The organism is Aquisalibacillus elongatus (genome assembly GCF_003843875.1).
In the GTDB taxonomy this organism is placed as follows: Bacteria; Bacillota; Bacilli; order Bacillales; family Alkalibacillaceae; genus Aquisalibacillus; species Aquisalibacillus elongatus.
Map to the genome: position 1 here is coordinate 49,218 of NZ_RKRF01000014.1, position 16,787 is coordinate 66,004.

At 38.2% G+C, this 16,787-nt stretch carries 14 protein-coding genes; 12 read left to right on the forward strand and 2 right to left on the reverse strand.

The features are described from left to right. Positions 1-43 precede the first annotated feature (43 nt). From wrbA to EDC24_RS14220, 3 genes are all read left to right on the forward strand, one after another. The gene (gene wrbA / locus EDC24_RS14210; RefSeq protein WP_124223724.1) at positions 44-664 is read left to right on the forward strand and encodes an NAD(P)H:quinone oxidoreductase; all 621 of its coding nucleotides are present in this window, start codon (positions 44-46) and stop codon (positions 662-664) included. 123 nt (positions 665-787) lie between these two features. Then, positions 788-1,804, forward strand: a complete 1,017-nt coding sequence (locus EDC24_RS14215; RefSeq protein ID WP_124223726.1) for a DUF3231 family protein — start codon at positions 788-790, stop codon at positions 1,802-1,804. Between the two features lie 152 nt (positions 1,805-1,956). Next, positions 1,957-2,910 carry an alpha/beta hydrolase gene (locus EDC24_RS14220; RefSeq protein ID WP_245998197.1) on the forward strand — a complete coding sequence of 318 codons (954 nt, stop codon included), beginning with the start codon at positions 1,957-1,959 and terminating at the stop codon, positions 2,908-2,910. A gap of 44 nt (positions 2,911-2,954) precedes the next feature. On the opposite strand, the gene EDC24_RS15340 is transcribed toward EDC24_RS14220, so the two are convergent. Beyond that, positions 2,955-3,578, reverse strand: a complete 624-nt coding sequence (locus EDC24_RS15340; protein ID WP_245998199.1) for a peroxiredoxin — start codon at positions 3,576-3,578, stop codon at positions 2,955-2,957. A gap of 59 nt (positions 3,579-3,637) precedes the next feature. Next, on the reverse strand, positions 3,638-4,552 hold the full coding sequence (locus tag EDC24_RS14235) for a DUF4349 domain-containing protein (protein WP_124223731.1): 915 nt from the start codon (positions 4,550-4,552) through the stop codon (positions 3,638-3,640). Between the two features lie 128 nt (positions 4,553-4,680). Between EDC24_RS14235 and EDC24_RS14240 the strand changes: the two genes are divergently transcribed. From EDC24_RS14240 to EDC24_RS14280, 9 genes are all read left to right on the forward strand, one after another. Continuing rightward, positions 4,681-5,352 (forward strand): TVP38/TMEM64 family protein, encoded by a 672-nt coding sequence (locus tag EDC24_RS14240; protein ID WP_124223732.1) that lies wholly within the window; start codon positions 4,681-4,683, stop codon positions 5,350-5,352. A gap of 1 nt (position 5,353) precedes the next feature. Beyond that, complete coding sequence (locus EDC24_RS14245; protein WP_124223733.1) at positions 5,354-7,051, forward strand: ABC-ATPase domain-containing protein; 1,698 nt, start codon at positions 5,354-5,356, stop codon at positions 7,049-7,051. A gap of 158 nt (positions 7,052-7,209) precedes the next feature. Continuing rightward, positions 7,210-8,349 (forward strand): tRNA epoxyqueuosine(34) reductase QueG, encoded by a 1,140-nt coding sequence (queG, locus tag EDC24_RS14250; RefSeq protein WP_124223734.1) that lies wholly within the window; start codon positions 7,210-7,212, stop codon positions 8,347-8,349. A 22-nt stretch (positions 8,350-8,371) separates the two neighbouring features. Continuing rightward, positions 8,372-8,902 (forward strand): methylated-DNA--[protein]-cysteine S-methyltransferase, encoded by a 531-nt coding sequence (locus EDC24_RS14255; RefSeq protein ID WP_245998201.1) that lies wholly within the window; start codon positions 8,372-8,374, stop codon positions 8,900-8,902. Between the two features lie 50 nt (positions 8,903-8,952). Further along, entirely contained in the window at positions 8,953-9,426 is a 474-nt protein-coding gene (trmL, locus tag EDC24_RS14260) for a tRNA (uridine(34)/cytosine(34)/5-carboxymethylaminomethyluridine(34)-2'-O)-methyltransferase TrmL (RefSeq protein WP_124223735.1), read from the forward strand. 258 nt (positions 9,427-9,684) lie between these two features. Then, positions 9,685-11,286, forward strand: a complete 1,602-nt coding sequence (locus EDC24_RS14265; protein ID WP_124223736.1) for a hypothetical protein — start codon at positions 9,685-9,687, stop codon at positions 11,284-11,286. 222 nt (positions 11,287-11,508) lie between these two features. Further along, positions 11,509-14,340, forward strand: coding sequence for a 2-oxoglutarate dehydrogenase E1 component (locus EDC24_RS14270; RefSeq protein WP_425455194.1), 2,832 nt, complete (start codon positions 11,509-11,511; stop codon positions 14,338-14,340). A gap of 14 nt (positions 14,341-14,354) precedes the next feature. After that, positions 14,355-15,638, forward strand: coding sequence for a 2-oxoglutarate dehydrogenase complex dihydrolipoyllysine-residue succinyltransferase (gene odhB, locus EDC24_RS14275; protein ID WP_124223739.1), 1,284 nt, complete (start codon positions 14,355-14,357; stop codon positions 15,636-15,638). A 488-nt stretch (positions 15,639-16,126) separates the two neighbouring features. After that, a complete protein-coding gene (locus EDC24_RS14280) occupies positions 16,127-16,690 on the forward strand; it encodes a hypothetical protein (protein WP_124223740.1) in 564 nt (187 codons plus the stop codon). Positions 16,691-16,787: the final 97 nt, after the last annotated feature.

The window sequence follows — 16,787 nt, forward strand, 5'->3', positions numbered from 1 at the left end:
GCTTACAAAAAGTAAGTGAACATCTAGAAGGGAGTTTTTCAGAATGACTAATTTAGCAATTGTTTATTATAGTTCAACTGGTACAAACTATCAGATGGCTAAATGGGCTGAAGAAGCAGCTCAAGAAGCAGGTGCAAATGTTAAAGTTCTTAAAGTAGAGGAACTTGCACCACAAGCTGCGATTGAATCAAACCCAGCTTGGAAAGAGCATTATGAAGCAACTCAAGATGTAACTGTTGCAACATCAGATGATATCGAGTGGGCAGATGCGATTATTTTCAGCACACCAACTCGTTTCGGTAACTTACCATCTCAAATGAAACAGTTCTTAGACTTACAAGGCGGGCTTTGGGCAAATGGTAAGACCATCAATAAAGTCGTAAGTGCCATGTCATCAGCGTCAAACGCACATGGTGGACAAGAAGCAACTGTACAAGCACTTTACACATCTATGATGCACTGGGGCGCGATTATTGCAGCACCTGGTTACACAGATCCTGTTCAATTCGCATCAGGTGGAAACCCGTATGGTGTAAGTGTTACTGTCGACCAAGACGGTAACATGGTTGAAGATGTGAAAGATGCAGTTAAACATCAAGCTAAACGTACACTTGAAGTTGCATCATTTGTTAAGAAAGGTCAACAAGATGGATTAAACGTATAAATAATTGATGACTGATAACGCCGAGATGATTTTCATCTTGGCGTTTTTTAATTTTTAAACATATGATTGTGGTTTTTGGGAATGTTAAAAGTTAAGAAATTATGATGATAAAGAGGGGTTTTCATGCATCCAAACCATGATCTTAATAATTTAACGTCTGCTGAAGTGACGAATTTATGGAATACTTACATGAACGACTCAGGGGCAATTTGTCACCTAAAGTATGAACTTTCGCATGTTGAAGATGAGGAAATTAAGTCAGTTCTTCAGTATGCCTTAGAAATGTCACAGTCTCATGTAAAACAAATTGAAGATTTTTATAATCAAGAAGGCCATCCAATTCCTCGAGGTTTTAGTATAGAAGAAGATGTAGATGTATCAGCTCCAAGGTTGTTTACAGATGTTTATTTTTTAAACAGTGCGAATCAAATGGGAAAAATAGGGTTAGGTAACTATGGTATAGCCATCACGCATGCGACACGAGAAGATGTTTTTCAATTTTTTAAGACTTGTATTAACGAGTCAGTTGAATTAATTAATAAGTGTAAAGAATTATTGATGAAGAAAGGGCTATATTCTAAGACACCTTATTTACCAGTACCGGAAAATGTAGATTTTGTTAATCAAAAATCATTCTTATCTGGCTTCTTTCAAGAAAAACGACCACTGACAGGAGAAGAGATTATGAATTTATATAGTAACTTTGAACGTAATGCATTAGGGTCCGCGACGATGATGGGCTATAGTCAAATTGCTCAAGACAATGAAGTCATGAAATTTTTATTAAGAGGAAAAGAATTAGCGAATAAACATACTAAGATTTTTGGTGAAATTTTAAAGCAAAATGATACACCAATACCCATGACTTGGGATTCGGAAGTGACAGATTCGACGTCATATGTCTATTCAGATCGTAAGATGATGTTTTATTCAACGGCATTAATTGCTTTAAGCATTACGTATTATGGCGCCGGTCTTGCAGCAAGTCCTAGACGAGATGTTGGAGCCGTATATAGCCGTTTAATAACCGAGCTTATGAAGTATGCTGATGATGGAGCCAAGTTGATGATAAAATATGAATGGATGGAAGAGCCTCCGCGATCTGTTGATCGTGATGAATTAGCTAAAAAGAAAGATTAATAAAAAACCAGTCGTAATCTACGGCTGGTTTTTTATTGAAGATGACTGTCATAACTTTTTAACAAAACTGTAAATTCCACCGATTCCTACTGAAATTAGCACGAATTTTCTGTATAATAGTAAATAGACAACAAAGAGAGAGGGGACTTCGTTTGACTAAGAAACGGTGGATGAAAATTGGGGCAGTTATTCTATCAATTCTATTAGTTGCAGATATAATTGGTAGTTTTTATTTTTATGACTTGGCGATTGAACGTGAACAAAAAGACTTTTTGCAAAATAATGACGATCTCGTTGTCTCGAATGAAGCGATGAGTGTTTTTACTAGTGGTGGCTGGCGAGAATGGGTAGACGAGCAAGACTTCGATTATTGGGAATTAAAATCGTTCGATGATTTAAGGTTACAAGGCTATTATTTAGAAGCTGAAGAACCAACCGAAAAAACTGTGGTCTTCGCCCATGGTTATCTTGGGAAGGCAAGAGATATGGGATTATATGGAGAACATTATTATGAAGATCTCGGCTATAATATTCTTTCAGTAGACTTACGAGGACATGGTCAAAGTGAAGGCGATTATATCGGATTTGGCTGGCACAGTCGACTTGACCTTCTAGATTGGATTGACCGACTAATAGAAAAACAAGGTGAAGATGCTGAAATTGTGTTACACGGCTTATCGATGGGAGCGGCATCTGTCTTAATGTCTAGCGGAGAAGATTTACCTGAACAGGTGAGTGCGATTGTCGCAGACAGTCCATATACGAGTGTTCATGATCTATTTGATTACCAAATGGGACGGATGTTTAATCTTCCATCTTTCCCAATACTACACTCAACAAGTTTAGTCACACAAATGAAGTCGGATTTTTCGTTTAAAGAAGCATCGGCGTTGAAGCAAGTGAAGAAGGCGGATGTTCCTATTCTCTATATTCATGGTAATAGTGATGATTTCGTCCCAACACGTATGACGGAAGAACTTTATGAAAATACCAATAGTGAAGCAAGGTTGAAAGTGTTTGAAGACTCGAGTCACGGAGAAGCTTATGCTATTTATAAAGAAGAATATATTGAAGTCTTAAATGATTTCTTAAAACAGTATAATTAATTCAAAGAGCCAGGCAATCTTTATCTGATGCCTGGCTTTTTGCGTTAATATCGACCGATATCATTGAAGTTACGTTGAATGCCATTCATTCCAGGTTCCCAATTCGCAGGAACACCTAATCCGGTTTCGCGTCCGAACTGGATGCCTTGCATGAGTCTAAGAATTTCATAAGCACTCCGTCCAACTTCTCGCGGATATATCATTTTAGAAACAATGGTACCATCTGGATCGATGATGACCGTAGCTCTAAATGAAGTACCAGAGTTTTCGTCTAATACTCGATAACCTCTAGAAATTCGCTGGTTACGATCACTGACTAGTGGAAATTGTACTTGCCTAGCCGATGGTGACGTTTCTTTAAAGACTTTGTGTGCATAAACACTATCTGTGCTAATTCCTAACACTTCTGTATTCATGCTTTGTAGCTCAGGGTATATAGCAGCAACTGCTGCTAATTCTGTAGGTCAAACGAACGTAAAATCACTAGCGTAGAAAAATAATATTACCCATGATCCCCGGTAGTCTTCTAAATCAATCGATTGAATACTGTTTTCGTAAAGTGCTTCCGCTGTAAATAACGGGGCAGGATCATCCCTAGTTGCACAGAAAGGCAAGGTGCGTTCGTCTAACGCATCAACCGTTAAAAATTCCGATTGAGTTCTTTTCATGGTGTTAATACCTCCCAGATAACGTTTAGCACTATACTATTCAAACTCCCTGACTAAGATTACTCTCGTTTTTTACTTTGTCTAAATTTGAATAGAATAATTAAAGCGATTATAGCTAGCGGAATCAATATTGGTGATAGTCCAACAAAAAAGACAACTAAACCTGAACCGATGGACATAAAAACATTAATTGTATCTAAGAATAGTTTCTTTGCTTTTGCCATTGTATTTAATTCTTCTTGAGATTGAACTTCTGGAATCTTCACGTTTCTCTCTTGAATGGAAATGGTGACAGTTGAGTAGGCGACGTGGTTTTCAATATAATTCATACGGCCTTTAATCTGTTCGATTTCTTCTTGTACTTGTGATAAGTCATCGGAGATTTGAAGAAGATCTTCTGTTTTTTCAGCGTTTTCCATAAAATTTAATAATCTTTCTTCGACAGCTTCTTTAGCGGTTAGCCTAGATTCAAGGTCAACATATTCTTCTGTTACATCTTCACTTTCTTGTGTTTTGTTTAATACATGGACATTTTCTGCTTCTAAACTGTTCATAAATGGATCAAAGTGTTCTTGAGGAATACGCACTTCTATTTCGCCATACCTTTGTTCTTCCTCACCTCGAGTGTGCTCATTTGAACGGACAATGTATCCGTTACGATTAGATAGCTCATCTCGAATCATATCGTTGATTTCCTGGTAATTATTCGTCTCAAGTTCTATTCTGCCATTATAAATGATCATCTGGTTCATCGTATCAAAGTCGATCTCACCTTCAGTTGGTTCTGCACCTGATTGTTCATCGCTCTGGTCCATTTCTCTTTCACCTTCTGCATCATCGCTACTTTCCGTCAATCCTGCCCCGTCTTGAGCACTGTCGTCCATATTTGAGCCTTCGTTTGCTGAGTCGTTTTGTGAGCAGGCAAACAGGAAAAGTAATAAACCGATTAAACACATCCCTTTTAATAATTTCATTTAATTGGCCCCCTAGAATATCTTTAATTCTTTAGACGTTAATTCCGTCGATTGGTTACATATTTTGATTAAATAGTTGGCCTTAAGGGAATATAATTTCATATACGATGACGTTAGGGATGATTGAAATGCAACTTAGTACGCTACTTAAAGGCATCATAGTTTTTATATTTGTGTTGTTACTTTATTCGTTTCATCAGCGTTTATTTCATATTTCACCCGAAGATATAAGAAATATCATTTTAACCGCAGGGTGGTTTTCACCTGTATATTATATTCTTCTATTTATGTTTAGACCGCTTGTGCTATTTCCTGCTTCTGTATTTTCGATTGTTGGAGGATTAGCTTTTGGTTCGGTATGGGGATTTTTCCTAGCCATCACAGGTGCAACAGCTGGAGCGGCTGTTGCTTTTTGGATTTCACGAAAGTTAGGCGAAGATACTTTTAAAAAATTAAAAAATCAAAAAGTACTAGATTTGAAGCACCATTTTGAGGAACGAGGATTTCTTTATATACTTTTACTTAGATTACTACCAGTTATTAACTTTGATTTAATTAGTTACGGTGTTGGTTTATCAAAAGTTCGTTTTATGGAATTTCTTAAGGCAACGCTCATTGGAATTATCCCAGGTACATTGATTTACGCGTTTTTAGGTGCTAGTTTAGTGGAAGGAAATAGATGGACTGTGACCATGGTGGTATTTATTTATATAGTTCTAGTATTAGTTCCAATATTATGGAGGAAAAATATAATGAATCGAATTGACCAGGTAAACGAGAAGAATACAACGGAGGGATAACTTGAAATACTTGAAGCAAAAATTAAAGCAAATTGATGGCAAAAGTTATAAAGGTTACAAAGGTATCCAAGGTTCATTTCAATTCTCGAACTTTGATTTACACATCGACTATGCTCAAGGTGATCCATTTGCATCGCCATCAAAAATTCGCTTAGTTATACCAAAGCGATATCAGTCCATAGATGAAGAATGGCTAAAGACACCTAGACGTCAGACTTATGTTGAAGACCATGTGGCGCGCCGTGTTCATAAGGCTGTTTTTAAAGAACAAACGATTGTTAAAGGAAGCGGAAAAAGTGGCATGATCGCCATTGACGGCCCGGATCAGACGATATTGAAGCGCTCAGCTGTAAAAGTTGAAAAGGATGCTGTAACGGTTTGTCTTTCTATTGGACTTCCAGCTAATGGCCGACGCATTAATGGACGTGAGGCAGAGAAATTATTTTTTGAGGCCTTACCTTCGATTCTTAAGCATTCCATCTTTTCCTTAAACCAAGATCATTTATCGGATATTTTACAATTAGCAGATCAACATGATGCAATCCGCCGCAAGATGAAAGAAGAAGATTGGATTGCGTTTATTGCCAATGATTCGATTTTACCGCGAAGCAGTGGTATAAGTTCGAAGCCATTACAAAATTCCATTCCGTTTAAAAGTCCTAAAGAAAATGAAGTATCATTTAACATTCCGCATCGTGATGAGCCGATTGCTGGGATGGCGATTAAAAAAGGCATTACATTAATTGTTGGTGGTGGCTTTCATGGAAAAAGTACGTTATTAGAGGCACTTGAGCAGGGAGTATATGAGCATATTGCCGGAGATGGTCGTGAATATGTGTTAACAGACCCTGACGCTGTTAAAATCCGTGCAGAAGATGGACGTAGTATTACGAAAGTAAATATTTCACCGTTTATTAATGATTTACCGAATGGGTCTGACACCAAGACCTTTACCACAGAAAATGCTAGTGGAAGTACATCACAGGCAGCGAATGTGATGGAAGCATTAGAAGCGGGTGCTACGACACTATTAATCGATGAAGATACAAGCGCGACAAACTTTATGATTCGTGATGAGCGAATGCAGCAGTTAGTGGTGAAAGACAAGGAGCCCATCACACCTTTTGTCCAAAAAGTAAAACAACTACGAGATGAGTTAGATGTCTCAACCGTACTTGTAATGGGTGGGTCTGGTGATTATTTTGACATTGCGGATCAAGTCATAATGATGGATCAGTATATTCCTTTTAACGTGACTGAGAAAGCGCGCAATATTGCTGATGACAATCCGGTTGAATGGCCAGAAGAACCTGAGAATTTTGGACAATGGACAGACCGGACTGTTATACGGGAGTCTATCGAAAAACGTTTGGGACCTAAGGCGAAAGTTCAAGCAAAAGGTAAGCATCATATTATGATCGGAAAAAATACGATTGACCTTAGCTTAGTTGAACAAATTGTCGAAGATTCCCAAACAAGAATGATTGCAAATATGTTAAAATATATGGCGGTGTATGCACCTGTTAACGGTGATTTGACTATAACTGAGTGGCTAGAATATTTTGAACGTGAAATTGAACAAAAAGGTCTCAGTTTTACACAAAAAGACCAAGAACAACACCCAGGCGATTTAGCTGAGCCGCGACGTTTTGAAGTATCGGCAGCCATTAATCGTTTGAGACAAATCAATATTAAATAGAAACTGATATAATGTTAATTAGGAAGTGCGTTTTGTTAATAAAAACGCCCCTAATGTTAAAAAGGAAAGCTTAAACGTTAATTAGAAATGTGTTTTTGTTAATAGAAAAGCTTTAAACGTTAATTGAAATCCATTTAACCATAAAAGGAGGGTCGTGCATGGATGTTAATCAACTGAAACAGGACTTAATTGAATACAGCAAAGAAATTGGAATCCAGGAGATTGGGTTTACGACAACTGATACGTTTGAAACGTTAAAACAACGGTTAGTCGTCCAACAATCTCTTAAGTTTCAATCGGGTTTTGAGAAAGGATCGATTGAAGAGCGCACGACCCCGACTACATTAATGCCTAAGGCGCAATCGATTATTTCGATTGCGCTTGCTTATCCGTCGCGCATGAAAGATGCTCCTAAAAGTAAAAAAGGTGATCGACGGGGGATTTTCGCGCGAGCATCTTGGGGTAAGGATTATCATGATGTGTTACGCGAGAAGTTAAATCTGTTAGGCGAATTTTTACAAAGCCGAATCGATGGCGCTGCATATAAAGCCATGGTAGACACTGGCGAATTATCAGACCGAGCTGTGGCTGAACGTGCTGGCGTTGGCTTTGTTGGGAAGAACTGTGCGTTAATTACAGAGGATTATGGTTCGTGGGTTTATTTAGGCGAAATGATTACAAATATTCCTTTTGAACCAGATGAACCGATTGAAGAGGGTTGTGGCGATTGTAATATTTGCGTTGATTCATGCCCAACGGGTGCCTTAGTACAAGGTGGTCAACTTAATGCGTCTCGTTGTGTGGCTTATCAAACGATTACGAAGGATTTCTTACCAGATGAGTTTCGTGAAAAGCTAGGAAATCGTTTGTACGGGTGTGACACGTGCCAAATTGTCTGCCCTAAAAATAAAAAGAAAGACTTTCATATTCATCCTGAACTAGAGCCAGAACCAGAGCGCGTAAAACCGAAATTGATTCCACTTCTTAAGATTTCAAATCGTGAATTTAAAGAAACGTATGGTTATATGGCGGGGTCATGGCGTGGTAAAAAACCGATTCAGCGTAATGCTATCGTGGCTTTGGCTCATTATAAAGATGAAACGGCAGTCGACACATTAGCTGATTTAATGGTAAATGACCCGCGTCCAGTCATTCGTGGAACGGCCGCTTGGGCCATTGGGAAAATTGGACGCGAAGATGCTGCTCAAATGATAGAAGAAGCTATGGTAAAGGAATCAGACGATGAGGTATTATTCGAAATGGAAAAAGGTCTAGATTTATGTAAGCAAAAAGCTTAATTAAGGAAAGGATGTTGTTAAGGTGAAAAAGCTCATCATCTCTCATCTTGATACGCCAGTAGGAAATATGATTTTTGGCGGGCAGCATGATTCGGTTTATTTTATTAAAATCGGAACGTTAGCGGAGCGTCAAACTTGGATCGAGAAGTGGCAAATTAAACATGGTTTTGGATCTTTTACGGAAGAAAAGAATGCTTTTATACAAGCTAAGGAAGAAATGATGGCATACTTTAATGATGACTTAGACACGTTCTCTTTTAATATGTCGTTATTAGGTACTGATTTTCAAAGACAAGTTTGGGATGCCATGCTTAGAATTCCACATGGTGACACGTGGACGTATAAGGATATTGCTGTAGAAATCGAGAAGCCTAAAGCGATCAGAGCTGTAGGCGGCGCTATTAATAAAAACCCAATAACTATAGCGGTCCCTTGTCATCGTGTCGTAGGAAGTGACGGATCACTTACAGGTTATGCAAGTGGCTTAGATAAGAAAAAATATCTTTTGCATCATGAGACAAAATCTAATAATTGGTTACACTTAACAAGTTAAGATATGATATAATACATCTCGGTTATTAACGCATTGAAGAGGTGTATGAATTGGGAATTCATATTGTTTTATATCAACCAGAAATTCCAGCCAATACAGGAAATATAGCCAGAAGTGTTCTAGCAACTGACTCGACGCTGCATCTAATACGACCATTAGGCTTTTCGACAGAAGATAAAATGTTGCGTCGCGCAGGGCTGGACTACTGGCATGATGTTAATATTTTATATTACGATTCGCTTGATGAGTTATATGGGAAGTATCCAGAAGGAAGTTTTTATTATATCGAAAACTTCGGAACGAAGCATTATTCGGACTTTGATTATAGTGATCAGGATGAAGATATATTTTTCGTATTTGGCCGAGAAACGGATGGAATTCCAAAAACATTACTAGAAGGAAAAGAAGATCGTTGCTTAAGAATTCATATGACAGACAAAGTCAGGTCACTTAATTTATCAAACACGGCAGCGATTATACTTTATGAGGCTTTAAGACAACAAAACTTTCCTAATTTAAGCTAAAAAAAGGTGACAGGGTAGGCCCCTGTCACCTTATTTTTTGGGTTGTCCTGGTTTTGCTTCGTAACCAGCTGTGAAAATTGAAACTAAAAATGTGACGCAAACGCCAAGAATGACTGCTAATTTCATGAAGATTCCACCTCAATTATAAATTCATTAATTGTATTATAACCAAAAATTGTTCAAATGTGAACTGATGTCAAAAACTGTTCAAATAAAATTGTCTCCTTGAATAAGATATACGAGGAGGTGTGCGGTTGTATGAATGAAAAATTGACCTTAGTACAGTATGCTGAGATTATTAAATCCGGCACGTTTAAACCACTAAATGCACACGAACGCTTATATTTAGCACTTCAAAATGAACCACTCAATATAAACCCTCAGTTATTTCAACAATTAAATGATGAATATCTTAAACCCGCTAGTCAAGGTTATGACCTACATAAGAGAATGTTAATTTTAGTTGGACCTCCAGGTAGTGGCAAATCGACTTTTTTAAGCCAGATGAAAAAGGCGCTAGAACATTTCTCTTATACCGACCAAGGTGCTGTCTATCAAATTGAAGGCTGTCCAATGCAGGAAGATCCTTTGAAAGCTTTACCACAAGAAGAAAGAGAAAAACTTCCGTTAGATATAAGTGGCAAACTATCACCTTTTAATCAATACCGTCTCGAAACAGAGTGGGGTGGGGATTGGAGGCAAGTTCCTGTTGAGCGTTTTTTTATTTCAGAATCTAGTCGAAAAGGTATCGGAACATTTTTTCCTGGTGACCCGTATACGCAAGACATTTCGGACCTTATTGGCGCGGTGGATTTTTCAAAAGTAGCTCAATACGGGAGTCAATCGGACCCTAGAGCATATAAATATGATGGTGAAATTCAAGCGGCTAATCGTGGACTTTTAGAACTTCAAGAAGTTTTCAAAACAGAAAAGAGATTATTATATCCGTTTTTATCCCTTGCAGAAGAGAAGGTTTACAAAGTGTCGCGACAAGCGTTAATATATGCTGATGAAGTCCTCATAGGTCACACGAATGAAGATGAACTGAAGGCTTTTTTATCTGATAAAACGCATCAAGCGTTATTGAATCGTATGATTTTTATTCGCGTGCCTTATGAGCTGAACTTAGAGCGGGAAGTTCAGCTGTATCAAGCTAAAATCCAGAAGAAAGACCGTGAACGTTTTGGCTTTCAAGCAATTGAGACTCTAGCGATGGCATTTATTTTAACAAGAATAAAAAAGTCAAAAGACTCCAAAACAAGGCTTGAGAAGTTTGAACAACTGCACGAGTATGATCTGGAAAGTGATGGGATGACTGGATTAGACCCACGCTATGCCTTTCAAGTTTTAGCAAATGTTTGCGTGAGAAATCCGGACGTCATAAAGGCTTCAGATTTACTTCATGAATTAGAACGTGTTATTACAAAAGATTATCGGCTTGACCAAGCACAAAAAGAAGATGTCATGCATTGTATAAAGTTAGCTGAAACCGATTATGACAATAAATGTGTTTATAAAATAAAGCAGATTATTCTCCAAAAACAATATAAAGAGATTGATGAAAAACTTAAAACTTATTTTCATGATTATCAATTAAATTCGTTACATAACTTTATAGGAGTAGACGAAACTAATATTCAGCATTTTAATGACATGAAAGAGCAGCTTGAATTGGATTCAACTAATCTTACAGTCACTCAATTACCTGAAGTTCTACAAGACGGCATTATCGATTGGTATTTGTATATTAATAAAGATCAAAAAACGAGATGGTTTAAGGAGTTAATTGAGCCAGAGCTTAATGAATCAAAATCTGAGCTAATTCAGATTTTAAACCGTCACATAGAAAGATTTGTGTAGTTTTGCGCTTTAATCCGACAATTTTTGTTGTGTTTGCCTTTTCTATATGTGCTTTTTCATATATACTAATTGTGATGATTATAATGTTTTTCGAGTTATTTTTTTCAAGTTGTTTGCTAATACTTAATAAAGGGTAAACACCTTGATAGAAATACTTCGGAAAGCTGTTATATACTAGTAGTAGATAAGTTACTTATTTGAAAACTGATGGGGGTAGTAAAAGTGGCAATCAAAGGGTCAAACGACAATGTTTGGGATGCTTTTCATGGACCTAATATGGGCTACATAGAAGAGCAATATGATTTATATTTAGACGACCCTGATGCAGTTGACGAATCACTGCGTCAAATGTTTGACGAACATGGGGCACCTTCTTGGGTGTCTGAATCAACATTGGATACGTCATCTGCTCAACAAGGAGCTTCTACAGCTGACTTACAAAAACTAACTGCAACAATGAAGTTAGTAGAGGCTATTCGCCGACATGGCCATTTAGAAGCTGACATTTTTCCTGTTGGAAAGCAAGATGATCGGTATTCACCTTTAGTCGATCCAAAAAAATACGGATTATCAGAAGGTGATTTAAAGCAATTAGATGCTAAATTATTAACCTCTGAAGTCCCTAGAAATGTGAAAAATGCATGGGATTTAGTGCAACATCTTAAAAAACGATATTCAGGAACAATCTCATACGAGTTTAACCATATTCCTGACGACGATGAACGTGAGTGGCTCTATCAAAAGGTAGAAACTGGCGCTTTTGATGTTTCATTAAATAATGAAGAAAAGAAAGAAGTTTTAAAGCGTTTAGGTGATGTGGAAGGCTTTGAGCAGTTCTTAGCGAAACAGTTTGTGGCTCAAAAGCGTTTCTCCATTGAAGGTCTAGACGTCATGGTTCCTATGCTTGATCGCATGGTGATGAACGCTCATAACGATGATGTAGATCATGTATTAATGGGCATGGCACACCGCGGTCGTTTAAACGTATTGGCGCATGTTTTAGGCAAGCCATATGACATGATATTCTCTGAGTTTGCTCATGCACCTGATAAAACGCTCGTACCTTCTGAAGGTTCAACGGGTATTAATTATGGTTGGACAGGTGATGTGAAGTATCACTTTGGGGCTGACCGTGAGTTTATTGATGATGATGAAAGTAAAACAAAAATTACATTAGCTCATAACCCGTCACACTTAGAGTTTGTAAACCCTGTTGTAACGGGTTATACGCGTGCTGTACAAGATAATCGTGATGAAAAAGGTTATGCAAAGAACGATCCAAGCAAGGCTTTTAACATTCAAATTCACGGCGATGCAGCATTTATTGGTGAAGGTGTTGTGGCTGAAACGTTAAACCTATCTCAATTACGTGGTTATGAAACGGGTGGCTCGATTCACGTCATAGCTAATAACTTAGTAGGTTTTACTACGGACCATGAAGATGGCCGTTCGACGAAGTATGCAAGTGATTTAGCAAAAGGTTTCGAGATTCCAGTTATTCATGTAAATGCAGATGATCCAGTTGCTTGTCTAACTGCTGTTGAGCTTGCATATCAGTACCGTACGACGTTTGAGAAAGATGTCTTAATTGACCTCGTAGGCTACAGAAGATACGGGCATAACGAAATGGATGAACCTCGTGGAACGCAGCCAGAGCTATATCAAGATATTGATAATCAACCAACTGCATATGAAGTTTACGCAGATCGCTTAGTTAAAGAGAACATTTTAACAGAAGAAGAGGCTAAGTCTTATAAAGAAGATGTGAAGAAGAAACTTCGCGAAATCTTCGATAATATGACTGAAAGTGAGAAGAAAAATCCTTCAGTCCCAGACCTACCAGAAGAGGTCGTTAATGGTTTAGATAAAATTGAAACAGCCGTAGATGTAGATACATTGAAGAAATTAAATGAAGATATGTTGAAACGTCCAGACGGCTTTGAAGTATTTAGAAAGTTAGAGAAAATCTTAAAGCGTCGTGAGAAAGCCTTTAACGAAGGTGAGAAAATTGACTGGGCATTAGGCGAAGCATTAGCGTTTGCATCGATATTAAATGATGGAACGCCAATTCGTATGTCAGGTCAGGACTCTGAGCGTGGAACATTTGCTCACCGTCACGCTGTCTTAAACGATGTTAATAGTAAACAAAAATATAGCCCATTCCATGGATTAGAAGGGGTTAATAAATCCTTTAGTATTTATAATAGCCCACTATCGGAAGCGGGTGTGTTAGGTTTTGAATATGGTTATAGTGTTCAATCGGATGATACACTAGTTCTTTGGGAAGCACAGTATGGTGACTTTGCGAACGCGGCACAAGTTATTTTTGACCAATTTATTGCAGCAGGACGCGCTAAGTGGGGGCAAATTGCTAGTATGGTCATGCTTCTACCGCATGGGTATGAAGGTCAAGGGCCAGAACACTCCAGTGCACGTCTAGAACGTTTCTTACAACTTTCTGCTGAAAATAACTGGACGGTTGCTAATGTGACGACGTCTGGGCAATATTTCCATTTACTACGCCGTCAAGCAGCGATTGTTGGAACTGAAGCGGCACGCCCATTAGTTCTAATGACACCGAAGAGCTTAATTCGTAATCAACATGTTGCAGTAGAGCCTGAGAAGTTAGTAGAAGGTAAATTCCAAACAGTTCTTGAACAAGAAGGTCTAGGCGAAAACCCTGACAGTGTTAAGCGACTCGTCATTGGCAGCGGAAAAGTTATGGTAGATATCGAAGAACATATGGAAGATCAAGATCCGAACGACGAACTACACGTTATTCGTTTAGAACAGATTTATCCATTCCCTGAAAAAGAGCTTAAAAACATCCTTAAGAAATACAAGAATGTTGAAGAAATCATTTGGATACAAGAAGAGCCGAAGAATATGGGTAGCTGGGATTTTGTTAAAGAACGAATTCAGTCCATTAAGAAAGTGAAGCAAAAATTAGAGTACGTTGGACGTCCATATCGTTCTTCACCAGCTGTAGGTGACCCTAATATTCATAAATCTGAACAAAATCGAATTATTAATGAGGCATTGACGCTTGATTAAAGGAGGAAATTAAAGTGAAGGAAATCGTAGTTCCTGAATTAGCCGAATCCATCACAGAGGGTACGGTAGCCGAATGGTTAGTATCAAAAGGTGATACGGTATCAAAAGGAGATCCAGTAGTTGAATTAGAAACAGATAAAGTCAACGTTGAAGTAAACTCTGACTTTGCTGGTGTTATTGCTGAAGTTTTAGTTGAAGAAGGCGATGACGTAGAAGTTGGCGACGTTATTGCAAAAGTAGACGAAAGTGGCGAAGCAGCAGGTTCTGATGACTCTGGTAGTGAAGAGCCGAAAGAAGAGAAAAAAGAAGAGAAAAAAGCAGAATCTAAAGAAGAACCTAAAGAAGCTGAAGCTAAAGAAGAATCACCAAAAACAGACGAAGACGGTGAAAAAGCAGATCCAGATCAGCCAGTAGCTTCACCAGCAACTCGCAAGCGTGCTCGTGAATTAGGCATTGACCTAAGTGAAATTAAACCAAAAGATCCAGTTGGTCGTATTTCTAAAGAGGATGTTGAAGCAGCTGCTAAAGCAAAAGCTGACTCAGGTAAGAAGAAATCACAAAAAGAAGACAAATCAGCCGAGAAGACTGAATTTGACAAACCAGTTGTCCGCGAAAAAATGTCACGTCGTCGTCAAACAATCGCTAAACGTTTAGTAGAAGCACAGCACAACGCTGCGATGCTGACAACGTTTAACGAAGTTGACATGACAGAAATGATGAAAGTTCGTAGTGAACGTAAAGACGCATTCTTAGATAAGCACGGTGTTAAGCTTGGTTTCATGTCATTCTTTACAAAAGCTGTTGTTGGCGCCCTTAAAGAATTCCCATTAGTGAATGCGGAAATTCAAGGCGACGAAATCGTTAAGAAGCAGTTCTATGATATTGGTGTTGCAGTATCGACCGAAGAAGGTCTCGTCGTACCAGTTGTTCGTGATGCAGATCGTCTATCATTTGCTGGTATTGAATCAGAAATCGGCGATTTAGCTAAAAAGGCTCGCGACGGTAAGCTTGGCTTAAACGATCTTCAAGGCGGTTCATTCACCATTACAAACGGTGGTATTTTCGGGTCATTACTATCAACGCCGATTATTAACGCACCACAGGTTGGTATCCTAGGCATGCATAAGATTGAAAAGCGTCCTAAAGTAATGCCAGACGATTCAATCGAAGTTCGCCCAATGATGTACATCGCAATGTCTTATGACCACAGAATTATCGATGGTCGTGAAGCTGTACAATTCTTAGACCGCGTTAAACAAATGGTTGAAGACCCATATGACCTATTATTAGAAGGCTAAAACAAAAGCTCCGGAAATTCTCCGGAGCTTTTTTCTATCCCAAAGAGCGCATAAACGGTTCGAAAAGGTCGCATAAATTTGAAAAATTGTTACGCTCGACAAGATTCGAAGCGCATAAATGGGCAAAAGTAGCGCATAAAATGAAAAAAACGTTGCATAAATAAGTGGTATTGAAACGACAGCATAAGAGTTTTCTAAAGAGCGCATAAACAGGTTGAAAAAGTCTCATAAATCCGAGAAAACGTCACTTTCGACAAAATTCGAAGCGCAAAAATGGGGACATTCAGCGCATAAAATGAAAATCCGTCGCATAAACTGGAGATCTTGAAACGCAGCATAAAAACTTTCCAAACACTACATAAACGGCTCCAAAAGGTCATATAAATCCGAGAAACTATCACGTTCGACAAAGTCCAATTGGGGAGAAATAGCACAAAAAGTTTGTTATGGTACATCATTTTTGGCATATAATGTGACAGGTGATGAGAATGAAGTTCTATCATGGGAGAACTCCTAAATTAGCTGAGGTACAGACGCAAAAGAGTAGTCCGTCGTCGAGGCAGCCTGTCAAACAAGTTGATCTCAAACAAGTGCTACAAACGCTTCAGCCACCTCAAGAGAATTTTCAACGTCAAAAGTTAAACGTTACACAAACTTTGCTTCAGCATGTCGGCTATAACATACCGATTGAAGAAGCATTGTATTATCAACCCATCCACCCGAATTCGACTAGAATCCCTCGTGTCCTACTGTTGGATTGTTCATTTTCGATGAAACATAAACCTCTTACTTTCCAGGACGAATTTGATTTAACTTTATACCACGATCAAGCGATCTTTGACTTTAGTATTAAACCTCTATCGAATGTTAAATGTTTAGGTGGTACAACTTTTTCTGAACCTTTGAAACAAATTCTAAAAGCAACAAATGCTCCATTACATATCTTACACATTTCAGATGGTGAAATTTCCCCTAAAGACCGACTTGAAGCGACAGAAACGATCAATCAATTAGAAAAATTGAATGGCTCTTATCAGCTCAAAAGAGTGTGACATAAAAACTAGGCTTTCGGTAAAGATAAACATATCCGAAGGCTATCTATTGTAGGTTGAAAATTAACTCAATTCTTAATATTAATTACCAATATTT